Here is a 12402-nt window from a genome sequence, read left to right as displayed (position 1 = left end):
ACGACTCACTTCTATCAAACCAAAAACAGCAGAGGCCCGATGGGGCCTCTGCTGTTTTTGGTTGTGACGCTTTGGTTAGAAGGTCGTGCTGACCGTCAGGCGGAAGGTCTTGCGCGGTTCGCGAAGGTGGTAATCCGCTCCATACAACTGCAACGCCTCCTGATAGGTGAACTGGCCAGCGCCTGAATCCGGGAAGAGGTTCTTGAAGCAGGCCGTCGATCCCGGCGGGCAGGTGTTGGGCAACGCGAGCTGCTGAGGAACGGTCTTGTAGAGACGCAGCGGGTTGTACGCATAGTAGATCCGGAACGGCGCGTTGACGATCGGCAGGATGACCTGCAGCTCGGCGCCGTTCGACATGCGCGGCACGTAGTTGGTGCCAGGCAAAACCTTCAGAGGATTCGGGAAAGAGACCTGCTGGCCGCCGAAGCAGGCGCCGTTGACGAACTGCGGGCATCCGTAGAGCGGGCTTGTGATCGTAGCCTGGCCAGCGACGCTCTGGCGAAGCTGGTCGGCCCGCGCGTCGAAGGTCAGGTTGAAGTCCGTGAAGAATGCAAACGTCACCTGGTTGATGATCGGGATGCGGTACTCAAGGTTGCTCGTAAGGCTGGTGTCGCCTCCGACCGAGACCAGACGATAGATCGGCAGAGGAATCTGGACGTTGCCGAGCAACGGATTGGTGGGATCGCGCGGAACCGTGGTCCCATCCGGGTTCGTCAGGTTGAACATGACCTTCGTGGGGATGAGGGTGTACGGCGAGGCCGAACGGATGTCGAAGCCGCGGACGTCGGACTCGCCACCACCGTAGATACGGTTCGTGGGAGGAGCCACCTCGCCGCCGAAGCCGGAGATGTGCGCAATCTGCACGCGATAAGCCAGAACGTTGTGGCCCTCGCGATTTATCTTCAGCCCCTTGATGGGATAGAACTGCCGGTACGTCGCCACCGGCTGGACGTACTTGACGTTGCCGCCCACGCCGGCGACCTGCACGGCGACGTTCAGGTCGCGGCCAGAGTGTGGCCCAACCGCGCGGTCGAGGCTCGAGTAAGTGAAGCTCGGCGTGAGAGTCGAGGTAATGATGCCGGTGAGCTGGTTCGGTCCCTGCACGCCGGAGCGGAAGGCGAGCGCCTGGAAAACATTGCGCGTGTTGTCGTTGAACACCGACACCGACGACCGCGACAGAGCATACGACAGGCCGATGCGCGCGACGCCGCTATGCGCCCAGAGGTGACGCAGCGGCTCGCCGGCCGAGAGAGTCAGGCCCGTCGAAGACTGGTTGTAGTTGGTCAGCAGCGACTGCTGCGCCGTCGTCAGGTTCTGGCTCTGATTGCTGGAGATCGAGTAGGCCTTGGCCGGATTGAAGTCGTACTTACTGGTGAAGACCTGAATTCCCAGCGAGATCGGCTTGTTGCGGAAGTACGGCTCCGTGAAGCCGAAGCTGAGGTTACGCGACAGATCGCCTACGTTGGCCTGCACCGAGAGCGTCTCGCCCAGGCCGAGGAAGTTGTTGGTCTCGTAGTTGAGGCCGATGAAGGTTCCCGACAATCCGCTGATGCCGCCGTTCAAACCGATCGAGTTCTTGCCCTTCTCCTTCAGCTTGAGCAGCAGGTCGACGGTCTGGCTGTCGGCGTTCTGGCGGCTCTCGGAGTCCTGATCGGCCTTGAGCGGCTCGAAGTAGTTGAGCTGGTTCAGGCGCAGAATCGAGAGCTCCCAGAGCTGGTTGTTATAGACCTGCCCCTCTTCTAGCAGCAACTCGCGGCGGATTACCTTGTCACGCGTGATGGTATTGCCGCTGAACTCGATGCGCGAGACGTAGAAGGGCTTGCCCTCGTCAATGTCGATGTTCAGGCTGATCGTCTTCTTCGCGTCGTCGATCGCCGGAATCGGATTGCCGACAAAGTTGATATAGCCGAGCTGGCCGTAGGCCTTGCGGAGCTGCTCGATGCCCTTGCCGAACTTGGAAGCGTCAAACCATTCGCCGTCCTTCTGGGCGAACTGGGCGCGGAGGACCTTGGTGTTGGTCACAGCCTTGTTTCCGCTGAAGGTGATTCCGCCAAGGCGATACCGCTCGCCCTCCTCCACCGGCATGAGGATATCGATGCGCTTTCCCTTGGAGGGCCGCAGCGTGAAGGGATTCAGTCCGCCGGCGTCGCGAACTTTCGTCGTGGGTTCGCTGGTCAGCGCCTTGAAGTAGCCGCGATCACGATAGGCCGCGCGCACGCGCTCGGTGTCCTCGTCGAGCTTGCTGGCGTCAAAGGTGCGGGCAAAGAGGTTCTCAAGAATGATGGAGTGCGGAATCCCGATGGGTTTCAGGTTCTTCATTGCGGCACGAAGTGTGCGGTTGTTCAGGTTGTGATTGCCATCGAAGGCAATCTTACCCACCTTCACGGTCGGGCCTTCCTTCACGCTGAAGGTAAGTGCGACGGCCGCCGGAGGGATTTTCTTGATCTCGGTCCGGACCGTGGCGAACTGGTGTCCATGCGCGGACAGCAACTCCTTAATAACGACCTCGGCCCGCTTGATCTTGGTGGGGTCGTACTGGCTCTCAACGGAGAGGCCGACCTTCGCCTTCTTGAAGGCATCCAGAACGTCGGATTGCGAGACGGCGCTGAGGCCCTTGTAGTTGATCTCGCGAATGGTCGGCTTCTCGAGAACGAAGATCGTAAGCTGGAGGCACTTGCCTGTGGTGCCCGGGCTGCGCTCGATGCGAACATCCTCGAAGTAGTTGCTGTTCCACAGCGAGTTGAAGTCGCGTTCGACCACCGCGGGGTCATAGACGTCGCCCTGGTGCGAGAAAATCCGTGCCAGAACCGACTCCTTGGGAATTCTGCGGTTACCGATCACCTGGGGCTGGCACAGTGTCTGCGCAGCCTGGTCCTGCGCACGGAGCGCCGGTACCGCGGCAGCCAGAAGCGTCGTAAGAAACAGGGCCTTAGCGATGCGGAAGCGGCTGGAGCGCGGGCGCACGGGCTTGGTCATGCAATTCAGGGAGCTTCCGCTCTCTCGATCTACGGTAAAGATACGCACACCCTCACTGCTTGAAAAAATCGCACCCCGCGAATTCCTTGTGGGGAGATTCCGATTATATGGGAGCAGCCATTGGGTTAGCGAGTTCACCCGCCGATTCATCTACTGATTCTTTTGGCCCATAGCCGTCCCGGAAGGGCGAAGACAGGCAAAATGCTCCCAGGCCCGCGTGCAACGCAGCGCGGACGTAAGATAGTAGGACATACGAACACTAGTGCAGGAGCGCAACGCAATGGCGCAGGCAGAGATTGCCGTAAACCGCGGACTGGGATTGAGCGAGCTCGCCCCGCGCATGGTGCAGTCGGAGATCCGCGCCATGAGCGTCGAGAGCGACCTCGTGGGCGGCGTCAACCTCGCCCAGGGCGTCTGCGACACCGAGGTTCCTCCCGTAGTCGCCGAGGCCGCGATTGCGGCAATCCGCGAGGGCCACAATATATACACCCGGCTCGATGGAATTCCCCGCCTGCGCCGTGCCATCTCCGACAAGGTGGAGCGAACGCTGGGGCTGGTCGCCGACCCGGAGCGCGAGGTGCTGGTGACCAGCGGCGCAACCGGAGCCTTCCACGCCGTGGCCATGGCGCTGCTCAATCCCGGCGACGAGGTCCTGCTCTTCGAGCCGTTCTACGGCTATCACGTGGGAACCCTGAAGTCGCTGCGCGTCTCCCCGGTCATCGTGCCGCTGGAGGGTAGAGACTGGCGGCTGGACCTCGCGCAGGTGCGGGCGGCCATTACGCCGCGGACGCGGGCCGTGGTGGTCAACACGCCGTCGAACCCCGCAGGCAAGGTCTTCACCCGGGCTGAACTCGAAGGGCTGGCCGGTATCGCGCACGAGTTCGACCTGTTCGTCTTCACCGACGAGATCTACGAGCACTTCCTCTATGGCGATGCGGTCCATGTGAGCCCGGCCACAATTGAAGGCATGCGCGAGCGGACGATTGTGATGTCCGGCTTCTCGAAGACCTTCTCAGTGACCGGTTGGCGAATCGGCTACATCATCGCCGACGCGAAGTGGATCGGGGCGATCGGGTACTTCCACGATCTGCTGTACGTGTGCGCGCCATCGCCCTTCCAGCACGGCGTGGCCGCGGGGCTGGAGCAGCTCGGGCATGGCTTCTACGCGAAGCTGGCGCTCGAGCACGAAGAGAAGCGCGCGATGCTGGTGGACGCGCTGCGTGCCGCCGGAATGACTCCGCACGTCCCCGACGGCGCCTACTATATTCTGGCCGACGCGAGGGGGCTGCCCGGCGCCACCGCGGCCCAGAAGGCCCGCGCGCTGCTGGCGAAGACCGGCGTGGCAGCCGTGGCCGGCTCTGCATTCTTCCGCGCGGGCAAGGGCGAAGACCTGCTGCGCTTCTGCTTCGCCAAGAAAGACGAGGACCTGCGCGAGGCCTGCCGCAGGCTGACGAAGTAACAGACGGTACAGCGCTCCTCTCTTCGGGAACGATTTCCAGTAGAATTTGCGTTGGCGCAACAGCGCACGAGGAAACGAGTTATGGCATCAGCGATGGCGAGTATCGAAGCGTTGAAAGGAACCCACCTGGAGTTGAAGAAGCGGATGGAGAGGTCGGTGGACGACTTCCGGGCGCACCTGCTCGCGGCGCGCACGGGACGCGCGAACGTCCACATGCTCGACCAGGTCAAGGTGGACTACTACGGCACGGACACCCCGGTCGCACAGATGGGGCAGCTCAGCACGCCAGAGCCGACCCTGATCCTAGTGCAGCCCTTCGACATGAGCATGATCGGCGCGATCGAAAAGGCGATCCGCACCTCGCCCGTGGGACTCAACCCGATGTCCGACGGCAAGGTGATCCGCGTTCCCGTCCCTCCGATGACCGAGGAGCGGCGCAAGGAGGTCGTCAAGCAGCTCAACAAGACGCTCGAAGACCACAAGACCGCGATCCGCAACATTCGCCGCGACGGCAACGACCTGATCAAGAAGGCCGCCAAGGACAAGCTCATCTCCGCCGACGACGAGAAGCGCGCCAACGAAGAGGTTCAGCAACTGACCGATGCTGAGATCAGGCGAATCGAAGACCTCTTCAAGGCGAAGGAAAAAGAGATCATGACCGTCTGAAGAGATTCAGTGATCACCAAAACAAAGAGGCCGGGCGAGATGCCCGGCCTCTTTTGCTGGAAGAGAGTGCGGCTTACACGCCCTGATAGACCAGCTTCACGAACATCTCCGGCTGCACGAAACCCTTGCCCCACTTTTCGTCGAACTGCGCAGTAGGCTTGGCTGCGACCGCCTCGTCTACCGTCTTACCCTGCTTCTTGAGGGCAGCAACCTTGTCGCGGATGGCGGTGAGCATGTCGAGCGACTGCGAGAGCTGGTCCTTGTCGCCCACAGGGCCGTGGCCGGGGATGACTATCGTCGATCCGGTTCCGGTGGCGAGGTTGCGCTGCGTGGCGCGGATCATGCCGTCGATGTGGCCGCCGGTGGAGTAGTCGATGAAAGGATAGACGCCGTTGAACCAGGTGTCGCCGGTGTGCAGCACGTCGGCGTCGGTAAAGAGGACGGAGATGTCGGTGTCGGTGTGGGCCGGGTCGTAGTGACTCAGCAGCAGCGTGGCTCCGTTGGTCGTCAGCGTATCGGTATCGGTAAAGATCTTGGTCGGAAGAGCGTCCGCGGGCAGCGCGGGAAAGGTTGCGTTGAAGGCAGCGATGACCTGCGGGCTGCTAAGGCGTCGGCGCGTCCTCTCGTGCGCAATGATGGTCGCCCCGGCCGCGTGCATCCACAGGTTGCCGTCGGTGTGGTCCCAGTGCCAGTGCGTGTTGACCAGGTGCTGAATGGGGTCGGGGCTGATGGCGGCGAGGGCCTCGGTGATCTGCGGCTTAGAGGTCGAGATGCCCGCGTCAACCAGCAGCTTGCCCTCAGGCCCAGGCAGCACAGCGATGTTTCCGCCAGAGCCAAGCAACACGCTGACGTTGCCTTGCAGCTTCTGTGTTGTAATCTTCGCCGTGGCTGCGGCAGCTCGCCCATGAACAACCATCTCGGGCTCCTGCACGTCCTGCTGCGCGAAGAGATTGCGCGGAGCGAGCCACGCTGCTGTAGCGGCGGTGGCTGAGGTGGCGAGGAAGCGGCGGCGGGTGATCATGGCTTCAAGTGTACGTCGTTCCCTGTTCCCCAGGAGCGGTCTTCAGGGCCCTTAGCCGGTCGTGTGGTCCACGATGATCTTCCAGCCCTTGTCAGTCTTCTCGAAGACGAGCGAGAAGATGCCCTCGGCGTTGCCGCCGTCCTTCTTGCCGCGCTCGAGATGATACTTTCCAATGGCGACGGCGAACCGCTCATCGAGCGGGTGCACCTCAAGGTCCGAGAAGCCCAGCGTTCCCATCGCAGCCTTGGTGGGATAGTCGCGGCGATAGGCATCGACCATGCCGGCAAAGCCGCGGTTGACGATGTTGGTGATGAAGAGCGTGTCGGGCGAGTCCTTGTACGCCTGAGAGAAGGCCTCGAGATCGCCGCGGTTCCAGGCCGCCTCCTGCGCAAGCAGCACCTTGACCACGTCGAGCTGCTCATGGCTCACGGTCGTCAACTGTTGCATGTCCTGCGCGTGCAGACAACAGGGGGCGAAGATGACTGCAAGAACTGCGGCAAAGAGGCAACGGCGAAGCATCACGGAATCACCTCGGAGGATTACCGACCACTGTAGCAAATGTGCTGTCCGTCGTTGAGAATCCCTCAGGGACCTTTCAGGCGCTGGTTTGGCGCGGGGTTACGCGCACCATTGGACTAAAATAGAGGGATGAGCACGAATCCCACTGTCGCGACGCGCGTGGTTCATGCGGTCTGCTCGCATGACTGCCCGGACTCGTGCGGCGTTCTGGTGACTGTGGACGAACTGACCGGCCGCGCGGTGAAGGTGCAGGGCGATCCTTCGCATCCGGTGACGCGCGGCTTTCTGTGCGGCAAGGTTGCGAAATATCTGGATCGCGTCTACTCGCCCGACAGACTGCTCTATCCGATGCGTCGCAAAAAGGGTGTTGCGAAGGGGCCGCTCGAAAAGGGCCGCGAGGCTGAAGCGTTTGAGCGCATCTCGTGGGACGAGGCACTTGATGAGATTGCTGCGCGGTTGACGTCGATTGCAGCAGAACATGGTCCGGAGAGCATCCTTCCTTACAGCTATGCCGGAACCATCGGGCAGCTTGGCTACGGATCGATGGACCGCAGGTTCTTTCACCGGCTGGGAGCCTCGCAGCTCGACCGGACGATCTGCTCGACCACGGGAGGCACGGCGCTGTCGAGCGTTTACGGCGTGAAGCTGGGAACGCCGCCCGAAGACTTTGCACACGCCGGGTTGATCATCGCGTGGGGCGCGAACATTCACGGCAACAATATTCATCTGTGGCCCTTCATCGAAGAGGCGCGGCGGCACGGCGCGAAGCTGGTCGTGATCGACCCGTACAAGACGCGCACGGCGGCGCTCGCCGATGAGCACCTGGCGATCAATCCCGGAACGGACGCGGCGCTCGCGCTGGGGCTGACGCACGTGATTCTGCGCGACGGTCTTGAGGACCGCGAGTACATCGCAAGTTGCACGCACGGCTTCGAGGAGCTGCGCGCGCATGCGCTGAAGCCTGAGCACGCGCCTGAAGCAGTTGCTCGCGTGACGGGCATTGCAGCCGAAGCGATCGAACGGCTGGCGCTTGCTTATGCCAACTGCCTGCGCGCGACCGGCAAGCCTGCGGCGATCCGGCTAAACTATGGCATCCAGCGCAGCGAGAACGGCGGGACGGCCGCGCGCGCGGTTGCGATGCTTCCGCTGCTGACCGGCGCATGGCAGCATCGCGGCGGCGGATTGCAGCTCTCGACGTCGGGCTCGTTTCCGTTCAACTCAAAAGCACTGCAGATGCCCGAGCTGATGAACGCGAGTCCGCTGGGACGCGTGGCCCGCGTGGTGAACATGAGCCGGCTGGGCGAGGCGCTGACTTCGGCGGACGCAGGCGTTGGCGGGCCTCCGGTGAAGGCGATCTTTGTTTACAACTCGAATCCGGCGGCGATCGCTCCGAACCAGAACGATGTGCTGCGCGGGATGCGGCGCGACGATCTGTTCATGGTGGTCCATGAGCAGTTCTTTACTGACACGGCGGACTACGCGGACATTCTGCTGCCTGCTCCGACGTTCCTGGAGACGAAGGACGTGCAGGGCGCTTACGGTCATCTCTACGCGCAGGTCAGCGAGCGGGCGATCGCTCCGCTGGGCGAGGCGCGAAACAACGTCACGCTCTTCGGCGAGCTGGGCCGCAGGATGGGCTTTTCTGAGGCTTGCTTCGACGATCGCGAGGACGAGCTGATTGACCAGGCGCTCGGCTCGCAAGACCCCTGGTTTGCGGGCATCACGCGCGAGCGGCTTGAGCGCGAAGGTCACGTCCGGCTGCCGCTTCCGGCGAACGAGTCCGGTGAAGTGCTTCCCTTCTCCACGGCTGCGTGGTTCCACACGCCGAGCGGGCGCGGCGAACTGGTTCCGGTTCCGGTGTTTGTGGCTCCGGCGGAGTCGCGGGCGAACGCGAAGGAGTATCCGCTGGAGTTTCTGCCGCGCAAGGCGGACAACTATATGAACTCGACCTTCGCTAACCTCGGTGTCCATCAGAAGATGGAGTCGCGTACAGCGGGCGTGCTCGAGATGCATGCGACGGACGCTGCTCCTCGCGGTATTGCGACGGGCGACGAGGTCGAGGTCTTCAACGGGCGCGGACGCATTCTGCTGCGCGCGGTTGTCGATGGCCGCGTAGGTGCGGGCGTTGTGGCGGCGCGGCTGGACTGGAACAAGCTCTCGCGCGATGGCGCAAATGTGAATGCGCTGACGAGCGAGCGGCTGGCCGATATCGGCGGCGGCCCTACGTTCTACTCGACGCTGGTCGAGGTCCGGAAGGCTGGGTAGCGAGTCAGCTTTGAGGGTACCCCCCTCCCCCCTGTTTTTGCGTAAAATATTCATTTTATTTGGTTTAGCTTTGGACTCCCCGTGCAAGATATTCATAATAAACAAGTTATAGATCAAGATATTGAATTCAAATGACTTAGTGGCGGAAAAGAGAGCCCCGGCTTGGCCAGGGCTTCTTTCTTTACGTGCTGGTTTTATTTTAGCGGCTTGAGGAGAACTACTCTGCCACTTGGAAGTGGTTTATTTTTATGGGTTTAGATGGCTTTGGGGCTTGACAAGCATTTTTTCTGAGGTTTTGGCTGATTTACTTCTTGTAGGGGTAATAAATCACTTGACGCACAGGCGTCAGGGCGTTACCTCGTGGCTAGTCTGGGGGAAGGTCGGCTTTGGCCTTTAACTTCATGGCTTTACCGTCCCCCAGAAGGGATGGACAATGACGCATGGCTAGTTTCAAAGAGAGAGTCGCGCAAGGCTGGAAGGAAATTCGCGGAAACCTTGCCGTTGAATTGGCGAAGTGGATTGGAGGCTCTACGGTGATAGGGGCGATCTTCAAGGCCATATCGCAAGCTGCTCACCGGATCCCGGTGGACTGGGTGCTGTTTGCATGTCTGCTCATACTCGGAGTGCTGCTAATTGTCTTTTCTCTTTACCGTAAGGGAGAGCAGAAGCAAGAGCATCTCCCAGTTTCTTCTACGGCAGCTTTGGCATCTCCCCCTGACCACGCCGACGCCGATCAAATGCGGAGGGTGGAAGCCGGGCACAAGGCCGACTTGTGGCGAGCGCAGGAGAGCCGAAGACTATGTGACGAAGAGAGGCGCGAAGCTATAGGGCAGCTGGAAGAGGTGAAGGCGGTAGTTTCTCCGTTCCAGCTTGAATCCCTTCAGCTAGCCAAAGAACTGCGTGACCTCTACGCCAGTTTGGGGCCATATCCCAATGACATTCTTGATCCTAACGAAACAGATCCCGCGAAGGCGGCGGAAGCCATGGCTGCTCGCTCGCTGAAGAAGATCAAGTGGCAACAGAAACTCCTCTATGCATATACGGATAAAGATTTTGGGAAGAGAATAACTTCTCTAATGCATCGGTTGGGAGAGCGATACGATGACCTTCCACTGTGGTGGACATCAGACCAAGCGGAAAAAATAAGTCCAACCGAGAATGTGCTGCCCAGGATGGCGCAACAGATGGAAATGATTGTGGTATGGATAAATCGTAGAGAACGGAACGAAGTTCACCTACTCGGATGCAAACATGAAGCACCAATACCATGAAGGCCCGGAAGCGAAAGAGAGGTTCGAGAAGTTTTCCGCGTCCTTGCCGCCACTTAGTGTGAGGTAGCACTGCCAGCGCCGGTAAGCTCGTTGTATGTGAGCCTCTTTCCTGCGACCTGTGAGAGAGCCTTGTTGAACCGCTGCTCGTCCGTCTTATTCTGGCGGTTGTTGAACCGGAACATCTGCTCGTCAAGATAGCGGTCAAGGTGGAATGGTTCGACAGCTACATAGGTTCCTGCCAGATTGCGCTTCATCAGCGACCAGAAGTTTGGGGCATCCGGCGGTTGGCACTCGGCGGGCTAACCCTTCAAAGCAACAGACAGCAAAGCATCGGGCGGCCTAGCGACTTGCTTTCCAACCCTTCCTCACCCCAGTGAGCAAGCTCTCTGGGGACCCGATTCACGATGAGACTGCGAAGGATGGGGCACCCAGGCGTTCGACTGCCCCCCGCATTGTCGCGATGAATTGACAATTCCCTTACAATTCCCAGACATTTGGTTCGGTGCAACTGGCTACTATGCAACTGGCTAATATTCGACCTGACTTGGTATCCCAGTCCGCAGGGGCAGCCTTGCGTCTGCGGAAGAAAGCGAGTGCGTCGCGATGCGAAATGAAGGCCTTCTCTCCATCGTAGCCTTCGCTGCCATATGCCTGCCGGCAGCGGGACAATCGTATAAAGTGACCAACATTGTTTCGGACGGCTCCGTGCCTGCCACGACGATGGACGCCAACTTCATCAACCCGTGGGCCGTCACCTCCAGCCCAGTGTGGTGGATTAGCGCCCAGGGCACCGGCTTCGCCTACATCGTTACGCCCGCTGGAGCCATTCCCTTCAAGGTCATCGTACCGGCCGCGTCCGGGGCGGTAGGTGCGACGGGTATGCCTGCCGGCGCCGTCACGACGGCTGGAGCCACCGGGATGGTTCTATCGAACGGCAGCAAAGCCAATTTCCTCTTCTCGACCCTCGACGGCACAATCTCGGGGTGGAACAGCAAGCTCGGTTTTGCCAACTCCATCTGCGAGATCGTGATCAACAACCACGCCTCTGCCTACACGGGTCTGGCGATCCTGAACATCGCCACCGGCGGAGTCACCACCAACAGCTATATCCTCGCGGCGAACTTCGAGGGTAACGCGATCGAGGTATACGACAACACCTTTAAGCCGACGAAGCTCGCCGGCAGCTTTACCGATCCGAGTCTTCCCCCGGGCTACTTTCCCTTCTCGGTGCACGTTTTAGGCACGCAGGTCTTCGTCACCTATACGTTGCGTAACATTGCCAACTACGGAGCGGGTCCCGGCCATGGCGTCGTCAACGTATTCGACACGACGGGGAAGTTCGTTTCCCGCGTGCTTACCTTCGGCAATCTCAACGCGCCCTGGGGAATCGCCTTCGCCCCCGCCAACTTCGGCATCTTCAGCAATGATCTGCTCGTTGGGAACTTCGGTAATGGAATCATCAACGTCTACGACCCTAAGACGTTTGCCTACCTCGGGCAACTGATGGACGCTACTGGTAAGGCTCTCACCTACGGCGACTTGTGGGAGCTTCTTCCGGGCGGCACGACTGTCACCGGCACGACTTCCGTCAGCGGCGGCGATACCAGCACGGTGTATTTCACCGCCGGACTTGCCAACATGGCCCACGGTCTCTTCGCCGGGATCACAAACACGACAACGGCCGGCGGTACACCCACCTTCGGCTTCAGCGCTTCCGAAGGTGCGGCCACAGTCACCGCAGGCAACTCGACCCAAGCCAACGTCAGTGTCACACCCGTGAATGGTTTCAGCGGATCCGTCAGCCTGGCCTGCAGTGGTTTGCCAGCAAAAGCCACCTGCACTTTTTCTCCCTCGTCGCTCACCGTGTCGCCTACTGCCCCCGCGACGGGCACCGTCACCATCCAGACCACGATGTCCACTACAAGTCGGCTACAGCGACATCTTCGGAGCACGTACGCCGCAGGGATCACTTCAGCACTGCTTTTGCCTTTCGCGTCTATCCTGGCGATTCGGCGCCGGCGGTCACGCGGCAACGGAGTTTATGCCATTCGTCTGCTGGGTGTAATGCTTCTGTTCGTTGCGGTCGCAGGACTCATCGCGGGTTGCTCCGACAACAAACACACTGTGCCAGGTACCCCTGCAGGACAATCGACGGTGGTCATGACCGCCAGCGCCGGGTCAGTCATGCAGCAGACCTCCATCGCACTTACCGTGCAATAGATATA

General features: G+C 60.6%; 9 protein-coding genes. 5 read left to right on the top strand and 4 right to left on the bottom strand.

The window, feature by feature from the left end:
• Positions 1 to 75 precede the first annotated feature (75 nt).
• The gene (gene bamA, locus OHL16_RS11665) at positions 76 to 2976 is read right to left on the bottom strand and encodes an outer membrane protein assembly factor BamA (protein ID WP_263367299.1); all 2901 of its coding nucleotides are present in this window, start codon (positions 2974 to 2976) and stop codon (positions 76 to 78) included.
• 280 nt (positions 2977 to 3256) lie between these two features.
• Here bamA and OHL16_RS11660 point away from each other — a divergent pair, with 280 nt between their 5' ends.
• Both OHL16_RS11660 and frr read left to right on the top strand, forming a co-directional pair.
• Positions 3257 to 4435: a pyridoxal phosphate-dependent aminotransferase gene (locus OHL16_RS11660; RefSeq protein ID WP_263367298.1), complete on the top strand. Its 1179-nt coding sequence runs from the start codon at positions 3257 to 3259 to the stop codon at positions 4433 to 4435.
• An 81-nt stretch (positions 4436 to 4516) separates the two neighbouring features.
• Entirely contained in the window at positions 4517 to 5101 is a 585-nt protein-coding gene (gene frr / locus OHL16_RS11655; RefSeq protein ID WP_263367297.1) for a ribosome recycling factor, read from the top strand.
• A gap of 73 nt (positions 5102 to 5174) precedes the next feature.
• Here the strand turns inward: frr and OHL16_RS11650 are convergent, their stop codons facing one another.
• Together OHL16_RS11650 and OHL16_RS11645 are read right to left on the bottom strand one after the other, a co-directional pair.
• The gene (locus OHL16_RS11650) at positions 5175 to 6122 is read right to left on the bottom strand and encodes an MBL fold metallo-hydrolase (protein WP_263367296.1); all 948 of its coding nucleotides are present in this window, start codon (positions 6120 to 6122) and stop codon (positions 5175 to 5177) included.
• A gap of 51 nt (positions 6123 to 6173) precedes the next feature.
• Positions 6174 to 6641, bottom strand: a complete 468-nt coding sequence (locus OHL16_RS11645; protein WP_263367454.1) for a YybH family protein — start codon at positions 6639 to 6641, stop codon at positions 6174 to 6176.
• Positions 6642 to 6770: 129 nt separating this feature from the next.
• On the opposite strand from OHL16_RS11645, the gene OHL16_RS11640 reads away from it, so the two are divergent.
• Entirely contained in the window at positions 6771 to 8906 is a 2136-nt protein-coding gene (locus tag OHL16_RS11640) for a molybdopterin-containing oxidoreductase family protein (RefSeq protein ID WP_263367295.1), read from the top strand.
• A gap of 440 nt (positions 8907 to 9346) precedes the next feature.
• Positions 9347 to 10177, top strand: coding sequence for a hypothetical protein (locus OHL16_RS11635; RefSeq protein WP_263367294.1), 831 nt, complete (start codon positions 9347 to 9349; stop codon positions 10175 to 10177).
• A gap of 53 nt (positions 10178 to 10230) precedes the next feature.
• Here the strand turns inward: OHL16_RS11635 and OHL16_RS11630 are convergent, their stop codons facing one another.
• Complete coding sequence (locus tag OHL16_RS11630; protein WP_396127194.1) at positions 10231 to 10434, bottom strand: hypothetical protein; 204 nt, start codon at positions 10432 to 10434, stop codon at positions 10231 to 10233.
• Between the two features lie 346 nt (positions 10435 to 10780).
• On the opposite strand from OHL16_RS11630, the gene OHL16_RS11625 reads away from it, so the two are divergent.
• Entirely contained in the window at positions 10781 to 12397 is a 1617-nt protein-coding gene (locus OHL16_RS11625; RefSeq protein ID WP_263367293.1) for a TIGR03118 family protein, read from the top strand.
• The last annotated feature ends 5 nt before the right edge of the window (positions 12398 to 12402 follow it).

Origin of the sequence: Edaphobacter bradus (assembly GCF_025685645.1) — a bacterium.
Lineage (GTDB): Bacteria > Acidobacteriota > Terriglobia > Terriglobales > Acidobacteriaceae > Edaphobacter > Edaphobacter bradus.
This window is presented reverse-complemented; position numbering and strand designations above follow the sequence as displayed.